Here is a 23,422-nt window from a genome sequence, read left to right as displayed (position 1 = left end):
GCGCGCGCCTTACATCCCCGCAAAAGATTCGGCCATATGTCGTCAGCGATCGCTGGGCTGTGACCCGAATGTCTGCTTGGGCTCATCTGGTTTTTGCGGTGTCGCGTTTGGGCCATCCGATACCTTTGGTGCAGGTTGACGCATCAAATCGCGCAAAAACAAAGGGGCCAGTCCAGAAAGCGGATTCACCGAAACTTTCGGAGAAGCCAGCGGCCCGGTGAGGGTGTAGTTGAATCCGAACACACCCTCGCCCTTGCGCGTGAAAACGCTGCCCACGGCGTTGAGCAGATAGATTGGCGAAATCGCACCGCGCAGGTTCAGCATCTCGGTGACCGTGTCGATGGTGCCGTCAAACGAAAGTCCCATGGATGGTCCAACTGCGCTGCCGCTGAGCACTTTGATATCCGTCGGCGTAATCCGCATGCGACTGTCGATCGCCGAGAAGAAAATGCCTTGCCCGGCCATCTCGTCCAACAATCCAACAAAACTGATTGCGTTCAAGAGGGCCGCCATGGCCGGGGCATCGGTGATACGCGTGTTGATGATTTTCAGGACCACGTCATAGTTTCCCGGTGCTGCCACCGGTTCGAGGCTTAAGTTCAATGTGCCCTCGCGCGCTTGGGTCAGCACGCCAGCAGAACGCAACGCCGCCCCGGCGTCCTGCGATGTCAGGGTCACGGCACTGCGTTTTCCGCGCGGGGTCACCTGCCCGGAGACCGCCGCCCCCCCATTCACCCGTGCCGTAAACCCTCCGTTTACGCCACCAGTCGTCTGAAACGTTCCCTGAAATCCCGTAAGCGCAACCGCTTCGGTCACTTGTAAGCGATCCAAGGCAACGTCCAGCTTCGGACCTGCCCCGCCGCCGCCGCTTTCGCCGAACGTCGCTTTCCCCATGTCCAGTACACCGCCAAGAACTCGGATATCTGGTACGGCATCCCCGCGCCCGATCATCTCAGCCGGGACCGCAAGCCAATTCCCCAGATCGAATGAGCTGAATCGTATGCGGTCAAAATCTCCGTTTTCGCGAAAGGTAATCGATGCGCTTGTTCGCAGACCAGCGCCCTCGATGTTCAAACTGTCCACCTTCAACCCTTTGCCCAATGTCGCTTCGGCTGTCAGTGAGCCCGGTGCGGTTGCCGCCTTACGCCACCCAAGTTCCGGGATCGCCAGCACCACACCCTGTAGGTCCGACGCAACGGACAGTTTCGGCGGGGTATCTGCTCCAAGACCCAGGGTAATGTCCGCAACACCCGACTCGGTCAGCATCCCAGGGGGTAGCCCGGCCCCGATCTGATCCATCAAGCGTGGGGACAGTTCGATCTGGCCTGTCAGCGTACTGCGCTGCGCCGTTTTTCCATCAATCGGCTGCCGCCACAGCGCCTCAAGAGGAACATCTCCGAATTGCCCTTGCCCTTGTATTTGAACGCCCGACTGATTGCCGGACAGATCCAGCAAAGCGGCGCTGACCGTGAACCCCGGCACCAGACGATCGCTGGAAAGGTTTGCCAGATTGCCGTCGAAATGGAATTCGGTTTCCTGAAACTTCAGCTCCTTTTTCAGCGGCAATGACAGCGTGCCAGTCAGCGAAGCGGTGCCTTTGGCAAGCTCGACAGGCAATCCTGCTTTGCTCAGCAATGAAAGTGGGGGGCGGTCCAGCAGCGACAGTGCAGCGGTCACACTGCCCTTGGCCCGTATACGCGCAATTCCAGGCGCGGATTTCTTTATGTCCGTATCGGGTATGATGAAGGACGTGCCCGCGGCATCCACTGCACCACCTTCGTCAGCGATCACCACCCCCTTTTGCGCGGTGACAGTAAATCGTTGATTGATCAGGCTGGCCTGCCCTTGGGCGTCCTCGATCGGTGGAAGGGTTTTGACGAACTGAATCTTGGCCTTTTCGAATCCGAAATCCAAATAGATATCGGGCTTGGATCCGGGCTCAAGCCGCAGGGCAAAATCCATGTCCGACAGAACGCCTTCGTAAAGGTTCTTGGTAACCCACTCGCGCGGTTTCGGTGCCAAAAGTTCGGACCAGTAACTGAGAACCTTGTCCGAGGTCATCTGATCCAGATGTGCATCCAATTCCACTGCCCAGCCGTCGGGCCGGCCGCTCAGAACTCCAAAGGCGCGTATGATGTGACCTGGGTCTTCAACAGTGACCTGTCCCAAACGCAACTCGAAAGGGTCCAACACCATTTTGAAATCCACGCTGGCGCGGGACAATTGGATCGGCTCTGGAAACAGGTTGGCGGGGTTCACATTGAGGCCCGACAAACGCAATTGCGCGGTCAGGCTGTCCAGGACACCATCTTCCACCCCCTGCAGGAACGCCGTACCGTCTGCTTGCACTTCGCCCCAAGCCGATACTACTGACACTTCGTTGAAATCCAGCGCATGCGTTTTAGGATCATAGGTGAAATAGGTGCGGGCAGATTCAAAAGGCACCGGGCGCGTTTCAGGGTTGGGCTGTACGACCCCTGCCCCAAGGTTGAGCGTTGCAAAGCCCGTTCCGATGGCACCGCTATCGTCGATACTGCCGCGCAAGGCACCCGATATGGGGGCCCGCAAGACCTGCAGCCACGCCAAAACAGGGCTTTGACCGGCGATATCCTCGGCAGGCAGGTCCGAGACCGAGATGCCGAACTGAGCGGCAGGGGTGCCAAGGATGCTGGTATAGTTGGCCTCGATGGCACTGACGTAATCCCGCCCCGAAAGAACCGAAAACCCGGTAGCGAGTCGTACTTCGTTGTCACTGCGGTTGGCCTGAATATGACCACCATCCAGCACCCAGGACCGACCCTGCCGCAAATCGCTGTAATCCAGCGTGATTGCATCAAGCTCGACCGAGGTGAGAGCAGACAGAGCCGGAGACAGGAATACCTGATCGGACGCCTCGATCAGCTCTGCCAGGTTCGGTGCCTCTTGTACCGGAGCGCTGCCAGACCCCACGGTCAGGGTCAACGCCCCATCCATGCCTCGGGTCAGGGCGATTTGAGCTCCGCTCAGGATGATGCGTTTTGGGCGAACATGCCCGCGCAACAAAGGGCGCATGGCAAGGCTGGCACGCATGTCCGAGACCTGCGCAATCTGCTGGCCCGCCGCGTCGCTGATGGCAACGTCGGTCAGACGCAGACGGGGCCGCCAGCCTTCGTGAATGATGAAGCTGACATCGCCAAAGCGGATTTGCAGACCACCCAGCGCCTGTTCAAGCCGCGTTTCGACCCTGTCCCGCAACCAGGCAGGCGCGTGCATCCTTTGCCCCACCACCATGAAACCGGCGAACAGCGCAAGAAGCGCCAGCATGAAAGCACCGCGCATGGCCCAAAGACCAGCGGCCCTCCGACGCGACCGTCGACGCACCGGTTGTACCGGTTCGTCTTGTTCGTCGTCATGCTGCTTCAATTTACTGTCCACGCCTTCCAACCCGCACGTGTTGCCCTATGATATCAGGCAGCCTTTAAAAACCTTTAGCGGAGTTTCCAATGCCCGATATTTCAGACATGGCCCCCGACTTCACCCTGCCACGCGACGGCGGCGGCGAGGTGACGCTTTCGGCGTTGCGCGGTGGCACCGTGGTTTTGTTCTTCTATCCCCGTGATGATACGCCGGGCTGTACAAAGGAATCCATTGGTTTTTCAGAACAGCTTCAGGCCTTTGCGGATGCAGGTGCTCAAGTTTTCGGTATCTCGCGCGACAGTGTCGCCAAGCATGACAAATTTGTTGCCAAGCATGGTCTGACCACACCGCTTTTATCGGACGAAAACTCGACCGTTTGCGAGGACTATGGCGTGTGGGTGGAAAAGAACATGTATGGGCGCAAGTCGATGGGCATCGAACGTTCGACCTTTGTCATAGATGCCGAAGGTCGCATTGCTAAGGTCTGGCGCAAAGTCAAAGTGCCCGGTCATGTGGACGAGGTGCTTGAGGCGGTGAAGGCGCTGTTAGCGCACTCTCGACCTGCCATGCCATCCGGTTTATGACCCGCCTCGACACGACAGAGTCGGAGTGATCCCGTGCCCAAGACACTGACACAGATGGCGACAGAGGTTCTGACAACTGCGGACGGGCGGGCCAAGACCGCCCTGTCCAAAGCGCACGCCGCCGCATGGTTCGCTGCTCGCAAGGGCGAAGCTGACCCAATCGAAATTGGCGCGGCAACGCCCCCCTTGAACCCCGCCCGCCCGGACAAGCCCGAGCTTCTTTCGCCTCGTGAAGTGCCAAAGCGGAAACCCGGGACCGAGGCCGGGCGTATCGCCCTGTTGCACGCTGTGGCGCATATTGAGTTGAATGCCGTCGATCTGCACTGGGACATCATCGCGCGGTTTGGTCATGTGCCGATGCCGATCGGCTTTTACGATGACTGGGTGAAATGCGCCGAAGAGGAATCGCGGCATTTCGAGCTGGTGTGCGACTGCCTAGAGCAGATGGGCAGCCACTATGGCGCCCTGCCCGCCCACGCCGGAATGTGGCGCGCCGCCGAAGATACTGCCGAAGACTTGATGGGACGGCTGGCTGTTGTTCCCATGGTGCTTGAGGCACGCGGTCTGGATGTCACCCCCGGCATGATCGAAATCTTCCGAAAGGCCAAAGCGGACCAAGCCATTGCCGCGTTGGAGGTGATCTATGCGGAAGAAGTCGGCCATGTCGCCTATGGCTCTAAGTGGTTTCATTTCCTGTGCGGTCGGGAAAACGCCGACCCGAAGGACGTGTTCCACGCCCTGGTCCGGCGGTATTTCCACGGCGTCCTGAAACCGCCCTTTAACGAGGAGAAGCGCGCCGAAGCTGGCCTGCCCCCCGATTTCTATTGGCCGCTGACAGAAGACCTGCCCGCGCCGGGTGAAGTCACGAACTGACACTTATATGTGAATTTCGGCGAATTCCCGCCGATCTTCGGGGGATTTTTGCGCTGTTTGCCGCAAAGAGGTCAACAAACTTGCCCGATCGTAGCGAGCCGTTTATGCACTCGGCCCAAGGGACGGCTACTGCACCATGACCGGTCCCGAATTTGGGGACGAGAGGTAAGGCGCGTGCGAACACGTCTGGCAATAAAGCTACACTCACTGCTTGAGCGGTATTTCCCGGAACGCCGGGTCTTTCTGAAATCTGACAAGGACACGCGGTTCATTCGGCTGAGTTCGGAAACGCAGGTGATCGCAGTCACCGGTGTCGCGGTGATGGTTGGGTGGACAGCGGTTGCAACGGCCATACTGCTGATGGACAGCATCGGGTCGGGCAACTTCAGAGAACAAGCCAAGCGCGATCAGGCGACATATCAAGAGCGCCTGAATATCCTGTCAGCCGAACGGGACGCACGCGCGCAAGAAGCACTGGCCGCACAAGATCGCTTTAACGCCGCATTGGAACAGATTTCCGCAATGCAGTCCGAGTTGCTGGCGTCGGAAAACCGCCGCCGCGAGCTTGAGACCGGTATCGAGGTCATCCAGACGACGCTGCGCAGCACGATGAAGCAACGGGAAGAAGCCCGCACGGAGCTGGCTGTTCTGAAGCAGGAAACCAATGATGCCGACATGTACGTGACGGCCTCGAGCACCCCGGTGCAGATGGCCTTCATGACAAATGCCCTTTCCCGCACCGCGGAAGAACGCGATCAAATCGCCTCGGACGCGCGTCAGGCTTTGGACCAACGGGATGAGCTGGAACTGGAAATCCGTCTGATGCAGGAACGCAGCGACGAGATTTTCCGCCAGTTGGAAGAAGCCATGGTGATCTCGGTCGAACCTTTGGACAAGATGTTCCGTAAGGCCGGCATGCCGACCGATCGCATTATCGAAGAGGTCCGGCGCGGATATAGCGGTATGGGCGGTCCGCTGACCCCTTTATCCCTTAGCACGCGTGGTGAGGAGGACGAGCTGTCCGCTGAAGAAGCCCGTGCAAACATTCTACTTGAGCAGATGGACCAACTAAACCTGTACCGGATTGCTGCGGAAAAGGCCCCCTTCGCCAGCCCGGTCAACAGTGCTGTGCGCTATACCAGCGGATTTGGCACACGTCGCGACCCCAAAACCGGTGGTCGCCGTATGCATAATGGCGCGGACTTTGCTGGTGCGCACGGCACTGACATCTTTGCAACTGCGGATGGTGTGGTCACTCAAGCAGGCTGGCAGTCGGGTTTCGGACGGCTTGTTAAAATCAAGCACGCGTTCGGAATTGAGACACTTTACGCTCATAACACCAAGATCAACGTGAAGGTTGGCCAAAGGGTCTCGCGCGGGGATCATATTGCTGATATGGGTAGCACCGGACGGTCCACCGGCACGCATTTGCACTATGAGGTGCGCGTGAACGGAAAGCCCGTGAACCCAATGACTTACATCAAGGCTGCGAGAAATGTTTTCTAAAAGCAAAATCAACGAGCCCGCATCCAAGGCACCTGAGGCGGCCAAACCTGCCGCTCCGGCGACCCCAGCGGCCCCTGCACCGACCGAGACGAAACCTGCCACTGCGCCCAAGCCAAAGCCGCCGGCGTCGGTTCTGTCCTCGGATCTGCACATCACCGGCAACATCAAGACCTCCGGTGACATTCAGGTGGAAGGCACCGTGGAGGGCGATATTCGTGCTCACCTGCTGACCATTGGTGAATCGGCAACAATCAAGGGTGAAGTCACCGCAGATGACGTGGTGATCAACGGTCGTATCGTGGGCCGTGTGCGTGGCCTGAAGGTGCGCCTGACTTCGACTGCGCGTGTTGAAGGCGACATCATCCACAAGACCATCGCCATCGAAAGCGGCGCGCATTTTGAAGGTTCAGTGCAGCGTCAGGACGACCCGCTGAACCCTGGCCGCAGTAGCAAATCGGGATCGAACCCAGCGGCTGACGTCAAACAATAACGCGACCTTTCTGGTCAAACCCGAGACGCCGCTGGGAAACCCGCGGCGTCTTTTCTTTTGGGGCATTGTTCAGTTCGGGAAACAGGTTTTGATCGTGCGGGGATCGCGTTAGGGTCGGGTCATGTTGATATTCCTGACACTTGTTGCGCTGATTGCTTGTGGTGCGGCCTATTACTTTTGGTCAAAACAACAGGCGCGCCGGGCCCTGTTGGCCGCGCCGTTGACGGATCAGGAACGGCACCTTATCGACGCTCAGGTCCCGATCCTGCGGAAATTGCCGCAAGGCTTGCGCGCTAAGCTGGAAGGTAAGATCAACCTGTTTCTCGATCAGGTTGAGTTCATCGGCTGCGACGGTCTGGACGTTACCAAAGACATGCAAATGTCTATCGCCGCGCAAGCCTGTCTGTTGGTTGTGAACACCGAGCTTTGGTACGACAACCTCACCACCATCCTGATCTATCCCAGCGCCTTCAAATCCAGACAGAGCCGCCACAGCGGTTATGTTGTCACCGAAAAGGAAATTGTACGCACCGGAGAAAGCTGGAATCGCGGCCCGGTGATCCTGTCATGGGCGCACAGCCGGCGCGGCGCGATGAACGACCACGACGGGCAAAATGTTGTCTTCCACGAGTTCGCACATCAGATCGACGATCTGACAGGCTCGGCCAATGGTGTGCCCGTTCTCAGCGCCAACCAGAGCTTTTCCGAGTGGGAGGCCGCGTTTCTGGCGGCTTACGACGCCCATGTACAGGCCGTTGAAATGGGGCGCGCAACTGTGATTGATCCCTACGGTGCGGAAGGGCACGAAGAGTTTTTCGCCGTTTCGGTTGAAGTGTTTTTTGAACGGCCCAGGGCGCTGCGAAACTCTGATCCGGAGGTCTATGAACAGCTGTCAAAACTGTTTCATCTGGACCCCGTACAGTGGCGCTGATCGCTTTTACCCAAGGTGACAGGTCATTCGACAAATTCCCCGTTCGTCATAATTTAACAAAAGCTAATTTTTGAATTACACTTAACCTCATAACATTGCGGAGGATTTTTCATGTCATCGAAATTACTTGCCGAGTTCTTCGGCACATTCTGGCTGGTCCTTGGGGGATGCGGCAGTGCCGTATTAGCAGCCGGTGTCGCGGATGTCGGCATCGGATGGCTTGGCGTGTCTTTCGCCTTTGGCCTGACAGTTCTGACTATGGCTTACACGGTTGGTCACATCTCGGGTGGGCATTTCAACCCGGCCGTCAGTTTGGGGTTGATGATCGGCGGGCGGTTTCCGGCCAAATATCTGTTGCCCTATTGGGGCGCTCAGGTCATCGGCGCGATTGCAGCTGCCATCGTGCTGTATCTGATCGTAAGCGGCGCACCCGGCTTCGAAGGCGTCGGAGGGTTTGCATCAAACGGATACGGAGACGCCTCGCCCGAGGGCTATTCGATGATGTCCGTATTGGTGATCGAAATTGTGATGACCGCCTTCTTCATCATCATCATCCTGGGTGCAACGTCAGAAAAGGCACCCGCCGGGTTCGCGCCGATTGCAATTGGTCTGGCGCTGACGCTGATTCATCTGGTGTCGATCCCGGTCAGCAACACATCGGTGAATCCGGCGCGGTCTACCGGAGTGGCGCTGTTCGCGGATGGCCCGGCCTTGGCGCAGCTCTGGCTGTTCTGGGTGGCCCCATTGATCGGTGGAGCGATCGGCGCGGTGATCTGGAAGATGATGTCACCCGACGATTGATTCCGGTTCGTGCAACCCACAATATGGAAAAGCCCGATGCGGTAACGCGCGTCGGGCTTTTTCGTTCATTCGATGACTGTGACTTTCTTCATCACGTCCGGTGCGCCAATGATCGCACCGTTTTGACCGGCACCGCGCTTGATTGCGTCCACCACATCCATGCCGTCAGTCACCTGACCGACTACAGTGTACTGCCCGTCTAGGAACGGGCCGGGTTCGAACATGATGAAAAACTGCGAATTGGCTGAATCCGGGTCATTCGAACGGGCCATGCCGACCACGCCCCGGTCAAAGGTGACATCGGAAAACTCAGCCGGCAGGTCAGGACGGTCAGATCCGCCACGTCCTGCATTGCGCATGTCGAAACCGGCCGCGCCGGAGTTGCCATATTCCACATCGCCAGTTTGCGCCATAAAGCCGTCAATCACGCGGTGAAACACGACGCCATCATACTGACCGTCGGCGGCCAAGGCGGTGATCTGTTCCACATGCTTGGGTGCGACATCCTCGAACAGGTCGATCGAGATGGTGCCGTTGGCTCCCTCCCCTTCGACGTCGATCTGCAAACCGCTGGCCAACGCGGGACTGGCCAGAAGTGCAAAGGCTGCAGCCAGCTTATGCATCGGCGGCCACCTTGACGCTGATCATGCGATCCGGGTTCGCAGGCGGCTCGCCCCGAACGATCGCATCCACATGCTCCATGCCATCGATCACGCGACCATAGACGGTATACTGACCGTTCAGGAAGTGGTTGTCCTTGAAGTTGATGAAGAACTGCGAGTTGGCCGAATCCGGATTTTGCGACCGGGCCGCGCCCAGCGTGCCCCGATCATGCGGCAGTTTGGAAAATTCTGCCGGAACGTTCGGCAACGAGGACCCGCCGGTGCCCGCCATGCGCAGGTTGAAGCCGTCTTCCATATCGCCGTGCTGAACGTCACCGGTTTGCGCCATGAAGCCGTCGATTACACGGTGAAAGGCCACGTTGTCATATTCTCCGCCACGGGCCAGTTCCTTCATCCGCGCGCTGTGCAACGGTGCTACATCCGGCAGCAGCTCGATGACGACATTGCCGCCCTTCAGCTCGATGATGATTGTGTTTTCGGGATCTTTGATCTCGGCCATGTGGCCCTCCTGTCGTTTGTCTTGCGCAAATACCTATGCCGCACGCGCGTGAATGCCAAGTGACGCATTGACCTGAGGGTAAAATGCAGGAAAAGAACCGCCTAAATCGGTTGCCAATGACGAGGATCGCAAGATGAGCTGGAAAACACTGGACGATATGGACTTGGGTGGCAAACGCGTCTTGGTGCGTGTGGACATTAACGTACCGGTCGTGGACGGCACTGTCACCGACGCAACGCGTATTGAACGGATCGTGCCCACAGTGCGCCACATCCTTGCTGCGGGCGGAAAGCCGATCTTGCTGGCGCATTTTGGACGTCCGGGCGGCGAGCGACGCGAGAATCTTTCGCTCAAGCAGTTGGTGCCAACACTGGAAAGCGCGTTCGGCGCGCCGGTCTTGTTTGCCGCTGATTGCGTCGGAACCGAGGCGGAGTTGGCGACCGAAGCGCTTCAACCAGGTCAGGTATTGCTGCTGGAAAACACCCGTTTTCACGCTGCCGAGACCAAGAACGACGCCGATCTGGCCGCAGGCATGGCCAAGCTTGGTGATGTCTATTGCAATGACGCGTTCTCGGCCGCACACCGGGCCCACAGTTCAACCGAAGCACTGGCGCGGCTTCTGCCTGCATGTGCAGGCCGTCTAATGCAGGCCGAACTTGAGGCACTGGAAGGCGCTTTGGGTGCTCCGAAACGGCCTGTAACGGCAGTTGTCGGGGGCGCCAAAGTTTCGACCAAGCTGGAGCTGCTTGGCAACCTTATCAACAAGGTGGACTATCTGGTTATCGGTGGCGGAATGGCCAACACGTTTCTGGTTGCCCAAGGGATCAACGTCGGAAAATCATTGGCGGAGCGCGACATGCAGGGGACCGCAGCTGAGATTCTGGCCAAAGCCGAAAACTCCGGTTGCACTATCGTTCTGCCAAAGGACATCGTGGTCGCACAGAAGTTTGAAGCCCATGCACCACATCAAACGCTGCCCACAGATCAATGCCCCGAAGACGGCATGATCCTGGACGCAGGCCCCGAAAGTGTTGCTGTCATCACAGACATCTTTTCAAAAAGCCAAACCCTGATCTGGAACGGCCCGCTGGGCGCGTTCGAGCTGGAACCTTTCGATGCAGCCACCAATGCAGCGGCTCTGAAGGCAGCCGCCTTGACGCGTTCGGGACAATTGGTTTCGGTCGCAGGCGGCGGCGACACTGTTGCAGCCCTGAACGCATCGGGTGCAGCGCATGATTTCTCATACATTTCCACCGCGGGTGGCGCGTTTTTGGAGTGGATGGAAGGTAAGTCCCTTCCTGGCGTTGCAGCGTTGGAGCAGTAAGGTTTTACTGCGCGTGCCGAGACATTCTGACTCATCCCCTGATTTTTCCGCGTCAGGGGATTCACAAGCCGAATCACCTGTGACATAGTGCTGAAAGAGGTCCAAAAAGGACCCGTTATTGAGGCAAGTTTTCATACGGCGGTAAACAGAGTGTCCCGTTCCCATCGGCCCGGTTTGGGCGCAGTTGCTTTCTTCTCGGTGGCTTTCATGCTGGGTGTCTACTTCACCTTCGCTGCCGTGCAAGGAGACTATGGTCTGTTTCGGCGGGTCGAGATTGCAGCGGAACGGGACGCTCTGTCGCGCGACTTGGCGAAACTGAACGCCGAGATCACCGAGATGGAAAACCTGACCCTAAGGCTGTCCGATACCTACCTTGATCTAGATCTTCTGGACCAACAGGCACGTTCGGTTCTGGGTATGATCCGCGCAGACGAGATTGTCATTCGCTGACCTGATTTGGATTTTTCGTCGAAAAATCTGGCACATCCAAAATTTTACCCTGCTTCGACAAGCGTGGCTCAGCGCAATCCGACGCTGCGTCACATTTACCCTCGCCAGATAGCATCAAATGCTTTATGAGATAGTTTAACGCTAAACTATCTGTCCGAAAGGGGGAGATCGCCACAATGGCTGCGCGAAAAACCACAAAGAAACCAAACGTTTCTGCGGAAGAACTCAAGACCTACTACCGCGAGATGCTTTTGATCCGCCGATTCGAGGAAAAAGCAGGCCAGCTTTATGGTATGGGTCTGATTGGCGGCTTCTGCCACCTTTATATCGGACAGGAAGCCGTTGTTGTCGGCCTCGAAGCGGCAGCTCAGGAAGGGGACAAACGCATCACCTCGTATCGCGATCACGGCCACATGTTGGCCTGCGGTATGGATCCGGGCGGCGTTATGGCCGAACTGACCGGGCGCGAAGGCGGCCTTTCCAAAGGCAAGGGCGGCTCGATGCACATGTTCTCGAAAGAGAAGCATTTCTATGGCGGCCACGGCATCGTTGGCGCACAGGTTCCGCTGGGTGCAGGTCTGGCCTTTGCTGACAAATACAAAGAGAACGGTGGCGTGACATTCACCTATTTCGGTGATGGCGCGGCCAACCAGGGGCAAGTCTATGAGACGTTCAACATGGCCGCTCTCTGGGATCTTCCTGTGGTCTTTGTGATCGAAAACAACCAATACGCCATGGGTACAGCGCAGGCGCGCTCGACATCGTCGCCGGACATCTACGTGCGCGGCGAAGCGTTTGGCATCCCCGGCGAGATCGTCAACGGTATGGATGTGTTGGCGGTTAAGGCCGCAGGTGAAAAAGCTGTTGCCCACTGCCGTGCGGGCAAAGGCCCTTACATCCTTGAGGTCAAAACCTACCGGTATCGTGGCCACTCGATGTCTGATCCGGCCAAGTACCGCACCCGCGAAGAGGTTCAGAAGGTCCGCGAGCAGAGCGATCCGATCGAACATGTGCGCGAGCTTCTGCTGACCGGCAAACACGCAACCGAGGATGATCTGAAGGCGATCGATAAAGAGATCAAAGAGATCGTCAATCAAGCCGCCGAATTCTCGAAAGAAAGCCCCGAGCCTTCCGTCGAAGAGCTCTGGACCGACATTTACGCCTGAGAGGACGAATAAGACATGGCAACCGAAATTCACATGCCCGCCCTTTCGCCCACAATGGAAGAGGGCACGCTGGCCAAGTGGCTGGTTAAGGAAGGCGACACTGTATCTTCAGGCGATATTATGGCCGAGATCGAAACCGACAAGGCGACGATGGAATTCGAAGCGGTCGATGAAGGGATCGTTGGAAAAATCCTGATCGCTGAAGGGACCGAAGGGGTCAAGGTGAACACCCCTATCGCGGTTTTGGTGGAAGACGGCGAAGACGCCTCTGCCCTGCCCGCAGCGGCTCCTGCAGCAGAAGCGGCAGCCGAGGCTAGCCCCGCAGCGGCCCCTGCCCCCGCTGCTGCACCTGCCGCACCGGTGGTCGATCTGTCGCCTGACTGGCCTGCTGATGCAGAGATGAAGTCTGAAACCGTCCGCGAAGCACTGCGCGACGCGATGGCCGAGGAAATGCGCAGCGACGAAGACGTCTACCTGATGGGTGAAGAAGTCGCCGAATACCAGGGAGCGTATAAGATCAGCCAAGGTCTGCTGGACGAGTTCGGCAGCAAACGCGTGATCGACACCCCGATCACCGAACATGGGTTTGCAGGTATCGCTGTTGGTTCGGCCTTTGGTGGTCTGAAGCCGATTGTCGAGTTCATGACCTTCAACTTCGCCATGCAGGCGATTGACCAGATCATCAACTCTGCCGCCAAGACGCTTTACATGTCAGGCGGTCAGATGGGTTGCCCAATCGTATTCCGTGGCCCCAACGGTGCTGCCGCGCGCGTGGCTGCTCAGCATTCTCAGGATTACGCTGCCTGGTACATGCAGGTACCTGGACTGAAAGTTGTGATGCCCTATTCGGCCGCGGATGCCAAAGGTCTGCTGAAGTCGGCAATCCGTGATCCCAACCCCGTAGTTTTCCTGGAAAACGAAATCCTCTACGGGCGCTCTTTTGAAGTACCGCAAGTGGATGACCTGGCCATCCCGCTGGGCAAAGCGCGCATTTGGCGCGAAGGGTCCGACGTGACCATCGTCAGCTTCGGTATCGGCATGCAATACGCGCTTGAAGCCGCCGACAAGCTGGCCGAAGAAGGCATCAGCGCCGAAGTGATCGACCTGCGCACCATCCGCCCGATGGATACCGGCGCGATCATCAACTCGGTTATGAAAACCAACCGTCTGGTAACCGTTGAAGAAGGCTGGCCGCAGGGTTCCGTCGGCAGCTACATCAGCTCAGTGGTGATGCAGGAAGCGTTCGACTATCTCGACGCCCCGGTCATCAACTGCACCGGCAAGGATGTGCCAATGCCCTATGCCGCGAACTTGGAAAAGCTGGCGCTGATCACCACCGATGAGGTGATCGCCGCCGTCAAACAAGTGACCTACCGATAGGCGATGACCCCCGGGAACGTACATAATCCTGCGGGCGTGGACTGGCTGTTCGAAAGCCTCGTCTCCGCGCGCAAGGATAACAACCGCAACCTGCTTTATGTCTGTGCGGCGTTCCTGGTGGTTTCCTTTGTCAGTATTGCGTTCAATCTTGAGGCCTTCGACCAGATCTCTTTCGATCTGCTATCGGTCGAGGGCAACCTGACCAGCGCTTGGCCGATCCGAGCCATGCTGTCTGTTGCCTGTGTCGTGTCTTATGCCTCGGTCATTTACATCGTACTCGAGCAGCAGCGCCTGCAACTGGGTATGGACTATCTGGCAACCATTGAACACAGCGACGCCGCAGCGCTTGGTCTGTTCACCGAGTGGCTCGAAAAGAACCATCCACGCGTCTCGAAGGCGCGCTCTGTGGTCGTGGGGGTGTTCGTCACCTTCTGCGCGGCCATTCTCCTGATCGACATCGCAACGCTGATATACTCATTTTCGAAGTAAGAGGACATGAAGACATGCCCACCGAAATTCTGATGCCCGCCCTATCCCCAACTATGGAGGAAGGCACGCTTGCAAAATGGCTCGTCAAAGAGGGCGACGCAGTCTCGTCCGGCGACCTGCTGGCCGAGATCGAAACCGACAAGGCCACGATGGAGTTCGAAGCCGTTGACGAAGGCACCATCGGCAAGATCCTGATCCCCGAGGGGTCTGAAGGGGTCAAGGTAAACACCGCCATCGCGGTTCTGCTGGAAGACGGCGAAAGCGCGGATGACATCGCAGCAACGCATGCCGCAGCGCCTGTGGCTGCACCAGCGGTCGCTGCGGGCACAGAGGCTGCTTCGGCAGCGACAACTGAGGCGCCTGCACCTGCCCCAGCGGCTCCGGTCACGGCAGATGGCGGTCGCGTCTTTGCGTCACCTCTGGCCCGTCGGATCGCGGCACAAAAAGGTCTGGATCTTTCGCAGATCAGCGGCTCGGGGCCGCATGGCCGTATCGTCAAGGCAGATGTTGAAAGCACCACGGCGACCACTGCTACGGCTGCTGCGGCACCGGCCCCAACTGCGGCTGCTTCGGCTCCTGTTGCGGCACCTGCCGGCCCCTTGGCAGATATGGTCGCACGCATGTACGAAGGTCGCGAGTACGAAGAAATTCAGCTAGACGGTATGCGCAAGACCATTGCCGCGCGTTTGGGCGAAGCCAAGCAGACCATCCCGCATTTCTACCTGCGTCGCGACATCAAACTGGACGCGCTGCTCAAGTTCCGCAGCCAACTGAACAAGCAGTTGGAAGGCCGTGGCGTGAAGCTGAGCGTCAATGATTTCATCATCAAGGCCGTCGCAAACGCGCTGCAACAGGTTCCAGCCTGCAACGCAGTTTGGGCGGGCGACCGGGTGCTGCAATTGAAACCTTCGGACGTGGCTGTTGCTGTTGCGATCGAAGGCGGCTTGTTCACCCCGGTTCTGCAAGATGCTGACATGAAGTCGCTGTCCGCCCTGTCTACCGAGATGAAAGACCTTGCAGGCCGCGCCCGTGAGCGCAAATTGGCCCCGCATGAATACCAGGGCGGCACCTTTGCCATCTCGAACCTAGGCATGTTCGGCATCGATAACTTCGACGCCATTGTGAACCCGCCGCATGCCGGAATTCTGGCTGTAGGAACCGGTGTGAAAAAGCCTGTTGTCGGAGATGATGGCGAATTGACCGTGGCAACCGTGATGTCTGTCACAATGTCCGTGGATCATCGCGTCATCGACGGGGCGTTGGGGGCAGAACTTCTCAAGGCCATCGTCGATAATCTGGAAAACCCGATGGTCATGCTGGCCTGAGGAACTGAATCATGCCCCCGTCCAAGCTCTTGCCGGGCGGGGGCATCCTATCTCTTGGCGCCGAATTGAGCCCACGTGATCGGCGCATCAATTGCCTAAAGCAGTCTGCTCTCCCACCTTGTTCTTTAAGATTAAGACAGAAGGAGAGTGCGCTGTGACCCGCAAGAACCTTGTTCAAAGCCTGATAATTTTGGCCTTTCTGACCGGAACGGCATCAGACGAGGCGATTGCGAAACCGAACAGTTATCCGGGTGAGCACTCGAAATTCAATTCCAACGATCCTGCGGCGATTGCCGAGCAGAAAGCTGAACAAAAGCGGCGCAAAGAATTGCGCCAGCAAAAACGAGAGGAACGCAAGCGCAAGCCGTTGGAAAAACGCACCAACCGCTTGAAGTGATTTTTACCTACTGGTCTTTGCCCAGCATATGATCCATCGAAATTGCGGGTTGGTCACATCCCGCCTCGCCCACGATCTTCGCCGGGATACCTGCAACAGTTTTGCACGCTGGCACGGGTTGCAATACCACCGAACCGGCAGCGATACGGCTGCAATGGCCCACTTCGATGTTGCCCAGCACTTTTGCCCCGGCTCCAATAAGAACACCGTTACCGATCTTGGGGTGACGCTGTTCCTCTTCCTTGCCGGTCCCACCCAGCGTTACAGAGTGCAGCATTGAAACATTGTCACCCACAACAGCAGTCTCACCAATCACAATCGAATGCGCGTGGTCGATCATGATACCCTTTCCGATTTTTGCGGCTGGGTGAATGTCGATTCCGAAAATCTCGGACGAGCGCATCTGGAAGAAGTAGGCCAGATCATAGCGACCTTTGTTCCACAGCCAATGCGCGACGCGATAAGCCTGCATGGCCTGGTAGCCTTTGAAATACAGGATTGGCTGCAAAAGGCGGTGGCATGCTGGATCACGTTCGTAAACAGCCATTAAATCGGCCCGCGCCGCTTCGATCACATTGGGATCATCACCGTAAGCCTCATCGACAATCTCGCGCAGGACCATCATCGACATTTCGTTAGAACACAGCTTGGCCGAAATCCTATAGGAAAGCGCGCGCTCAAGACTGCGGTGATGCAGGATACAAGCGTGCACAAGGCCGCCCATAAGTGGCTCTTGTTCAACGGCCGCATGGGCCTCGGATGTGATGCGGTTCCACACCGGATCGACCGGCGTCACATGGCTGCGCTTTTCAAACATGGCTTTTGATCCTTTGCTGCGCCTAGAATGCCATTTAGTGGCAAAAAGACCAAACGCAAACCCATGATCTGCTGCGCAACAAAAATGAATGAGTCCGAAAGCACATATTTCGAAACAAAAATTCGCGAGCGGCTGGCCGAGCTTGAGCAGCTTTCTGCGTCAGCCCTAAAGGCGCAGGCGGTGGTCGAATTGGATCAGCAGGCTATTGGGCGGCTGAGCCGAATGGACGCCTTGCAAAACCAGGCGATGGCAAAAGCACAGCAGGCCAACCGCGACATTGAAAAGAGTCGGCTTCAAGCCGCTTTGGTACGGATTGAGGAGGAAGAGTACGGGTATTGCGAAGATTGCAGCGATCGTATCCCGGATGGGCGGTTGTCTTTGGACTTGGCTGCCAGCAAATGCGTTAGCTGCGCTGCCGGGTGATCAGAAATCTGGACAGATGGTGCAAAACCGTTTCAAAACACTGGCAATATTGCAAGTTGTCGAACCCTGGCTCATCTGCCAGGGCTCTGTTGCGAGCAACGGCCATGAGAGAGCCGTTGCCGTGAATGGGATGAAGCCGCCCGGTGTTTTTAAGGTGCTCGTCGGCCAGTTCCGCCTCATGGATCATCCGAACACATAGACGGGTCCGTTCCGCTTGCGGCACGGTCAGCAACGCGCGCGCCGCTGCGCTGACATCTCCGTGCAGGACTGGGCGCATCAGATCACCAGCCGCACTGTCAAACGCGACGACAAACCGGGGCCATAGATCGCCGACACCTGCGCCACATTAAGCTCGTACGCGCCAGTGACCCCATCCGCCGCCTTCATGGACGCAGAATAAGTCCAGTACGGCTCGGCGATGAGTTCTTCGCGCATCAAGGTGCCATTGGCACGGATGCGCACAAGGTAAGATTCGCTTTCCTCGCCCAATGGAATCTCAAATCCCGACCAATCGTCAGCGTCAAGACGCGCGCGCCGTATCCAGCTAAATGCATCACCGGATAAGCTGGATTGCACACTCAAGTGCGCCGGAGCGTAAGGGCGCAGTCCGTTACCATCAAACGAGGCGATCAGATGTTGGAAAGACGGGTCATCATAGCGTCGGTTTGCCGGGCCGATCCTATAGTGCTTGGCCATTCGACGTTCATTGCGTCGCAAGTTGATCTGCTGGATCTGCGTGTTCAACAACACAAACACGGACCCATCCGGCCAGACATCCGGCATCAGCGCATCCGTACCCAGTTGCCCCCTGAGACGGCCGCTCAGGGCATAAACACCGGGCGCTTCCAGGGTCGCGTCAGAGAACTGGAATACCTCCCAATTACCGGGCGACCCATCACCGATGGCCGCCAGGTTAACGCCATTCAGAACCGATCCGCGCGTACGCGATTCCAATTGACCCGAGACAAGCTTGACCCGCAGCGCGGGGCCTTCGTCCCAAACCCCCGTTTTGGCGCGGTGCAGTGGTGTTTCCGTGGTGCCAACAACTGCCTGCCTTTGGATGATGTCGCTTAAAGTGTACGATTCGTCACTGGACGAAGAGTAAACAACAGCGGCACCAGGCCAAGGATCGCGCGACACGGCAAGATACGGAGCATGCGGCGTTTCCGCCCCGGTGATCAACGGCAGATCCAGAAAGATCGGCAATACAGGCGTTGGCGCGGCATAGGGTTTGACTGTCGGCCTGTCATCTTTCAATTCCGACGCTTTATAGACGCCTTGTTCAACCCGGACCGCCTCGGCCAATTGCAAGTCAGATGTTTCCAGACGGTCGATGCGGTAGATAGGGCTGTTTTCAGCATCCGATAACCGAACCAGGTCCCCCGCCCCCAGATGCAATTGCGAAGGTGGCAATGCAAACCTGACAGTATCACGCGCAACCCGAGCTTCGCTGAGCCATCTTTCGGCCGTATGACGGCCTTCCGTGCGCGTCATCGACAAGGGCATTTCGTTCACGGACACAGCATGGGTTTTATCTTCGGGCAGCACGGCTTCTTCGGCAACCAGTTCATGGTCGGCATCTGACTGCACAAATCGCAGACGAACCCGCCCGGTCATTTCGGCTTCGGCCTCGCGCCTGTGTTCCAGCGTACCCTCCAGATCGCTACTTACAGCAAGATGATCGGAGTTCAGCGCGACCGCACCGTAGCCGTCGCGCATATGGAACCGTAATTGACCGTCCCGTTCGATCGCGTCGAAACCATACCGCAGCATCAAGGGCTGCAACGCAGATCGCGCATTGGTCACATCTTCGATGACATATCCCCGAACCACGCCATAAAGCCGCGAGACGTCAATATCCGTCACACCTGCCCCATGGCATATTTCGGTCACGACAGATGCAAGCGTGCGCGATCCGGACCGCCCGTTCAGCCAATGCCCACGGGCATAGTTCTTACCATCATCCCACTGTCTTTGCAGATTGGGGAACGTAGGAAATGGACGAGTGTCCCAGGCCCAGACGTAAGCGTTCGCCAAGTCCAGCATCCGAGAGCCATAGATATGTGACACAGGATTGACTGCGGGATCGTTCCAATACCCAAGAGTCGCCGTCAGGTATTGCGCCTGAATGAAATCATCCCGCAATCCGTTCGAATACGCAGGCAACAGCGATTCCGAAGACTTGGGGTCCAGAAACTTGTTGGGCTGGTTGGTGCCTTTGTCAATTGCTGCACAGCCTAGTTCGGTGAACCAGATCGGCTTTGAACCCGGCACCCAATCCGTTGGGTTGGGTTGGCGCATCCCATCGATCCTTTCGTGATGGGGGTTCGACCACCAGTTGCGCAGATCCTTGTAACGCCACACCCATGCCTCGCCATGCGCTGCGTCTTCGATGGGGGTTCTGATCTGTGCATCGGCCTCTTCGGGCGAGGCGTAATACCAGTCATAACCTTCCCCGCCCTCGATGTTGCTGCGCAAGTAATCCAGATCGTAGATAGACGGGGCACCGGCCTGGGCGTCCAGATGGTTCTCACCATCGCGCCAATCGGACAACGGCATGTAATTGTCGATGCCTATGAAGTCGATGTTGTCGTCTGCCCACAGTGGATCGAGGTGAAAATACCTGTCATCACTGCCTTCAGGCTGATAGCCAAAATACTCGGACCAATCCGCTGCATAACTGATTTTCGTATTCGGGCCCAGAATCTGACGGACTTCTGCCGCCAGGGCTCGCAGTTGCGCAACGGCGGGAAAGCCAGATGCCCCGCGTATTTGCGTCAGACCACGCATTTCTGAGGATATGCAAAAAGACGACACACCACCCGCGGCTTTGCACAACATGGCATAGTGCAGAATGAAGCGGCGCAGGCTCCATTCCTGCGGCCCTGAATACGAGATGATTTCCTTTGCAATAATAGGTCCTTCGCCAACGCCAAGCCCCGCTAACAAACCGTTTTCGCCGAACCAAATCAGCTCTCCTCGCCCTTGATCATCCGCACGCCCTCCAAGCAATGGCGGCGTAAGTGTGTCGCGATCAGAGTCATTATCCGGGTCAAGTGCTTCGGGGTTGATCGTAAAATCCTGCGCCCGCGCTGTTCCAAAGAACGCAGCCACCTGAGCATCTGCGGCGGCTGTCTGATCCGGTGACCCGGCACGCCCAGGCGCCACGTCCAGCGTGATCCGCCCCCGCCACGGCAAATGTGGCTGGTTTGTCGCGTCAAACCATGGATCCGGCAGCCCGTTATCCTTCAATTGCTCCATCAAAATAAATGGATAGAACATGACCCTTTTGCCGGTCTTGTTCAGATGGCGGATCGCCTCGACCACAGCCGCATCCGCGGGTGTTCCACCATAGACCGGGCGGCCATTTTCCTTGGCCACAACACCCGCATTGCCTCGATTCTGGTCCGACACAGCCCACGGCATGTCTCTGCTATCCAGGCTGTTTTGTTCAATCTTTGGACGTATCTGGCAAGCGTTGCACCGCAGGTCGTCGCCGAACCAAGACACAACCAAAGATGCGGCATCGCAATTGGGAAGTTCAGTTCGCAAAGCGCGCGTCGAAGCCAGAAAATCGGTCATTCCAGACGCTGAATGCGCGTTGGTGGCCCAACTTTTCCCTTTGTTCTTAAAGTTCACCTGTGACGTCGCCAATGTGTATTCACCGGTTCCGGGGATCATTGCGACCCCCCGTACGAGCTGCGAGACCGCACTGTCATGATCGGGCATGTCACGCTGTGCATGCCGTACGACTTCAAATGAAAACTGCGGCACGCGGTTACCAAAGGCGGCAAGCGGGAAATCTTCGATGACCACATAGGCCGTTCCCCGATACGCCGGTACAGTACCTGCGCCCTCAATGGCTTCAATCAGCGGGTCCACGAAACAAATGGCTGAGGTGATGGGGCGTCTAATCGTGAAGCACACCCGAGAAATCAATCAGCGACTGGACGCCCTAGAAGCCCGTGTTGAGGGCATCGGGGACCAAACCGCAAAACATATTGAGGCGTCGTCCAAGGCGTTTCTGGAGGACTGATATATGAAGGACCTGACCCAAGACCCCCGCGTTCAAGCCCTACCCGAGACGGTTCGGAATAAGTTCGTGAAAAAGGCCGAAGAGGCCCAAGCCGCCATTCTTTGGGATGCCATTGCCGAGGAATACGCCGAAGCGAACGAGGCCCGTACCTATCTGCCGACCATCAAGGCCGAAATGACAGCGCTTCGTCGTGCAGTCGAGCGCCCCCAAAATGTGACCCTGGCTCAGCCCAAGCCCGCGACCGCGAACAAACCTCAAAGAGTTCTCCCGGCGTCCCGTCTGCTGGCCGCAAACGTCGTCGCGCACATGATGCATAAGTTGGGTGGAAACAATCCCGAGACCAACCTGCTCAAACTGTTGCCCGGCGACGAGCATCGTATCGCCCGCAAACTGGCAAAATCCGCCACAGTGCCGGGCTCGACCACGGCTGCTTCGTGGGGCGCAGAACTCGTCCAGTCGGATGTCGGCGCGTTTTACCGGTCATTGAAAGAGCGTTCGGCAGTCGCGCAACTGGCCGAGTTGGGCACCAATGTCGATTTTGGCGGCAATGCCAACATCACGTTCCCACACCGGGGCGCAAACGATGATGGAAGTCTGAAACCGGCCTTCGTACAGGAACGCGCAACTATCCCGGTCAGTTCGGCAACGCTGGCCTCGACTATGATGGGCAAGTATAAGTTGGGCATCATCACTATTGCAACCGACGAACTTATCCGGGTCTCCAACATTCTCGACGTGATGGAGCAGATGATTCAAGACGATGTCGCTGAGGGCCTCGACTTCCACGTTTTAGACCCGACCAGCACCGCAATACCGGCTGTGCGCCCTGCTGCTATCACTGTTGGCGCGCCCAATCAGGCCAGCGCCGGGGCAACCTTGGATAATGTCCTCGCGGACATCAGGTATCTTCGGGGCCAACTCAGCAACGCCCGTCGCCCTGCTATCATAATGCACAGCGACCACATGCGGGCCTTGGAGATGTTGCAAGTGGACGGTCGGTTCCCCTTGGCCGCAATGGTGGCTTCCGGCGACCTTTGGGGTCTGACCCTGATACACAGCCCGTTCGTGACCAAGGGCATCGTCGTCGGCGTAGATGCTGCGGCCTATTATCATGCAAGCGACCTGCCCGAACTGGATACGAGTTCAGCAGCGACCGTTGCGTTGGCATCGGCCCAACCGCCCGACCCGCAGATGACCGCGACCGGGGCGACCGAAGATGCTGTGGACGATTTGGGTGGTTCAATTCATGTTTCGGACGCTGCCGGGACCGTCCCTGCGACCAAGGTGGTCAGCACGTTCCAGACCAACTCGGTCGCAATGCGGATGGTGCATCCGTTGACATGGACGACCATGCCCAACTCGGTCGCGTATCTGACCGGCGTTGCTTGGGGGTGATGGATGTTCGAACCAAGCCCACATAAGCATTTGACCTACGCCGTGGACCGCGACGGCCAACACCGGTTGTGTTGCGCCGTTCGCAGCACAAGGACCGGCCAAATCGTGGCCACTGCAGTGGAATCGGATGTGACTTATCACGTTCCCGCCACCAAAGACCTCAAGGCCGCAGTGACCGTTGCAATGCAGCCTTACAACGACCGTCTGAAACATGAGGGGATTCAAGCATGAAAGTAGTCAAAACACCCGCTGGATTCGAGGGTCTGACCGACGACGCCCACGGAGGTATCTTGGTGCACGACTATTCCAAGCAAACCACCCCGCCCAACAACGATTACATGTTCAAGGCGACCAAGCACACGCGTCGTGTTGCCCGTGCTGATCGCCAGAAGGTTCTGGAGGCTAAGCGTGGGTAATTTCCCAGACTGCGGCTTTCCGGATTGCACGTATCCAAATTGCGGCTTTCCTAACTGCCCCGGTTTTGAGGAAACGCCCCCGGCGCAAGACGATGAGGAGA

The 23,422-nt window shown here is 57.6% G+C and carries 24 protein-coding genes; 18 read left to right on the top strand and 6 right to left on the bottom strand.

Annotation, left to right across the window (positions count from 1 at the left end; genetic code table 11):
- Positions 1-42 precede the first annotated feature (42 nt).
- The gene (locus GOV85_RS15340; protein WP_371813604.1) at positions 43-3,414 is read right to left on the bottom strand and encodes a DUF3971 domain-containing protein; all 3,372 of its coding nucleotides are present in this window, start codon (positions 3,412-3,414) and stop codon (positions 43-45) included.
- Positions 3,415-3,482: 68 nt separating this feature from the next.
- On the opposite strand from GOV85_RS15340, the gene GOV85_RS15335 reads away from it, so the two are divergent.
- The 6 genes from GOV85_RS15335 to aqpZ all read left to right on the top strand — a co-directional run bounded on the left by GOV85_RS15335 (position 3,483) and on the right by aqpZ (position 8,581).
- Positions 3,483-3,980 carry a peroxiredoxin gene (locus GOV85_RS15335; RefSeq protein ID WP_171179676.1) on the top strand — a complete coding sequence of 166 codons (498 nt, stop codon included), beginning with the start codon at positions 3,483-3,485 and terminating at the stop codon, positions 3,978-3,980.
- A gap of 54 nt (positions 3,981-4,034) precedes the next feature.
- Positions 4,035-4,853 carry a ferritin-like domain-containing protein gene (locus GOV85_RS15330; RefSeq protein ID WP_171180055.1) on the top strand — a complete coding sequence of 273 codons (819 nt, stop codon included), beginning with the start codon at positions 4,035-4,037 and terminating at the stop codon, positions 4,851-4,853.
- A gap of 174 nt (positions 4,854-5,027) precedes the next feature.
- Complete coding sequence (locus GOV85_RS15325) at positions 5,028-6,359, top strand: DUF5930 domain-containing protein (protein ID WP_171179674.1); 1,332 nt, start codon at positions 5,028-5,030, stop codon at positions 6,357-6,359.
- Positions 6,349-6,849: a polymer-forming cytoskeletal protein gene (locus GOV85_RS15320; protein WP_171179672.1), complete on the top strand. Its 501-nt coding sequence runs from the start codon at positions 6,349-6,351 to the stop codon at positions 6,847-6,849. The genes GOV85_RS15325 and GOV85_RS15320 overlap by 11 nt, the downstream gene beginning before the upstream one ends.
- A gap of 121 nt (positions 6,850-6,970) precedes the next feature.
- On the top strand, positions 6,971-7,780 hold the full coding sequence (locus GOV85_RS15315; protein WP_171179670.1) for a zinc-dependent peptidase: 810 nt from the start codon (positions 6,971-6,973) through the stop codon (positions 7,778-7,780).
- Between the two features lie 111 nt (positions 7,781-7,891).
- Complete coding sequence (aqpZ, locus tag GOV85_RS15310; protein WP_171179668.1) at positions 7,892-8,581, top strand: aquaporin Z; 690 nt, start codon at positions 7,892-7,894, stop codon at positions 8,579-8,581.
- Positions 8,582-8,646: 65 nt separating this feature from the next.
- Here aqpZ and GOV85_RS15305 read toward each other — a convergent pair whose 3' ends face one another.
- Positions 8,647-9,204 carry a peptidylprolyl isomerase gene (locus tag GOV85_RS15305; RefSeq protein WP_171179666.1) on the bottom strand — a complete coding sequence of 186 codons (558 nt, stop codon included), beginning with the start codon at positions 9,202-9,204 and terminating at the stop codon, positions 8,647-8,649.
- Positions 9,197-9,703, bottom strand: coding sequence for a peptidylprolyl isomerase (locus GOV85_RS15300; RefSeq protein WP_171179664.1), 507 nt, complete (start codon positions 9,701-9,703; stop codon positions 9,197-9,199). Before GOV85_RS15300 ends, GOV85_RS15305 begins: the two co-directional genes overlap by 8 nt.
- A 133-nt stretch (positions 9,704-9,836) precedes the next feature.
- Between GOV85_RS15300 and pgk the strand changes: the two genes are divergently transcribed.
- From pgk to GOV85_RS15265, 7 genes are all read left to right on the top strand, one after another.
- Positions 9,837-11,027, top strand: a complete 1,191-nt coding sequence (gene pgk / locus GOV85_RS15295; protein WP_171179662.1) for a phosphoglycerate kinase — start codon at positions 9,837-9,839, stop codon at positions 11,025-11,027.
- Positions 11,028-11,177: 150 nt separating this feature from the next.
- A complete protein-coding gene (locus GOV85_RS15290; RefSeq protein WP_171179659.1) occupies positions 11,178-11,477 on the top strand; it encodes a septum formation initiator family protein in 300 nt (99 codons plus the stop codon).
- Positions 11,478-11,653: 176 nt separating this feature from the next.
- On the top strand, positions 11,654-12,643 hold the full coding sequence (pdhA, locus tag GOV85_RS15285; protein ID WP_171179657.1) for a pyruvate dehydrogenase (acetyl-transferring) E1 component subunit alpha: 990 nt from the start codon (positions 11,654-11,656) through the stop codon (positions 12,641-12,643).
- A gap of 15 nt (positions 12,644-12,658) precedes the next feature.
- The gene (locus tag GOV85_RS15280; RefSeq protein ID WP_171179655.1) at positions 12,659-14,023 is read left to right on the top strand and encodes a pyruvate dehydrogenase complex E1 component subunit beta; all 1,365 of its coding nucleotides are present in this window, start codon (positions 12,659-12,661) and stop codon (positions 14,021-14,023) included.
- A 3-nt stretch (positions 14,024-14,026) separates the two neighbouring features.
- Positions 14,027-14,512, top strand: coding sequence for a hypothetical protein (locus GOV85_RS15275; RefSeq protein WP_171179653.1), 486 nt, complete (start codon positions 14,027-14,029; stop codon positions 14,510-14,512).
- A gap of 14 nt (positions 14,513-14,526) precedes the next feature.
- Positions 14,527-15,837 carry a pyruvate dehydrogenase complex dihydrolipoamide acetyltransferase gene (locus tag GOV85_RS15270; RefSeq protein ID WP_171179651.1) on the top strand — a complete coding sequence of 437 codons (1,311 nt, stop codon included), beginning with the start codon at positions 14,527-14,529 and terminating at the stop codon, positions 15,835-15,837.
- A gap of 154 nt (positions 15,838-15,991) precedes the next feature.
- The gene (locus tag GOV85_RS15265) at positions 15,992-16,234 is read left to right on the top strand and encodes a hypothetical protein (protein ID WP_171179649.1); all 243 of its coding nucleotides are present in this window, start codon (positions 15,992-15,994) and stop codon (positions 16,232-16,234) included.
- Between the two features lie 7 nt (positions 16,235-16,241).
- Here GOV85_RS15265 and cysE read toward each other — a convergent pair whose 3' ends face one another.
- Positions 16,242-17,051: a serine O-acetyltransferase gene (gene cysE, locus GOV85_RS15260; RefSeq protein WP_171179647.1), complete on the bottom strand. Its 810-nt coding sequence runs from the start codon at positions 17,049-17,051 to the stop codon at positions 16,242-16,244.
- 84 nt (positions 17,052-17,135) lie between these two features.
- On the opposite strand from cysE, the gene GOV85_RS15255 reads away from it, so the two are divergent.
- Positions 17,136-17,474: a TraR/DksA family transcriptional regulator gene (locus GOV85_RS15255; protein WP_171179645.1), complete on the top strand. Its 339-nt coding sequence runs from the start codon at positions 17,136-17,138 to the stop codon at positions 17,472-17,474.
- Here GOV85_RS15255 and GOV85_RS15250 read toward each other — a convergent pair.
- Both GOV85_RS15250 and GOV85_RS15245 read right to left on the bottom strand, forming a co-directional pair.
- Entirely contained in the window at positions 17,455-17,751 is a 297-nt protein-coding gene (locus GOV85_RS15250; RefSeq protein ID WP_171179643.1) for a hypothetical protein, read from the bottom strand. The genes GOV85_RS15255 and GOV85_RS15250 overlap by 20 nt on opposite strands.
- Positions 17,751-21,356 (bottom strand): glycoside hydrolase/phage tail family protein, encoded by a 3,606-nt coding sequence (locus tag GOV85_RS15245; RefSeq protein WP_371813603.1) that lies wholly within the window; start codon positions 21,354-21,356, stop codon positions 17,751-17,753. Before GOV85_RS15245 ends, GOV85_RS15250 begins: the two co-directional genes overlap by 1 nt.
- A 7-nt stretch (positions 21,357-21,363) precedes the next feature.
- Between GOV85_RS15245 and GOV85_RS15235 the strand changes: the two genes are divergently transcribed.
- Genes GOV85_RS15235 through GOV85_RS15220 form a run of 4 tightly spaced genes read left to right on the top strand, consistent with a single transcriptional unit; the run spans position 21,364 to position 23,321 of the window.
- The gene (locus tag GOV85_RS15235; RefSeq protein ID WP_171179641.1) at positions 21,364-21,510 is read left to right on the top strand and encodes a hypothetical protein; all 147 of its coding nucleotides are present in this window, start codon (positions 21,364-21,366) and stop codon (positions 21,508-21,510) included.
- A gap of 3 nt (positions 21,511-21,513) precedes the next feature.
- A complete protein-coding gene (locus GOV85_RS15230) occupies positions 21,514-22,905 on the top strand; it encodes a phage major capsid protein (RefSeq protein ID WP_171179639.1) in 1,392 nt (463 codons plus the stop codon).
- A gap of 3 nt (positions 22,906-22,908) precedes the next feature.
- Entirely contained in the window at positions 22,909-23,136 is a 228-nt protein-coding gene (locus GOV85_RS15225; protein WP_171179637.1) for a hypothetical protein, read from the top strand.
- A complete protein-coding gene (locus GOV85_RS15220) occupies positions 23,133-23,321 on the top strand; it encodes a hypothetical protein (protein WP_171179635.1) in 189 nt (62 codons plus the stop codon). The genes GOV85_RS15225 and GOV85_RS15220 overlap by 4 nt, the downstream gene beginning before the upstream one ends.
- The last annotated feature ends 101 nt before the right edge of the window (positions 23,322-23,422 follow it).

The organism is Ruegeria sp. HKCCA4633 (assembly GCF_013034605.1).
Classification (GTDB): domain Bacteria; phylum Pseudomonadota; class Alphaproteobacteria; order Rhodobacterales; family Rhodobacteraceae; genus Ruegeria.
Note: the sequence above shows the minus strand (reverse complement) of the source record. Positions and strands in the feature narration are given on the sequence as shown.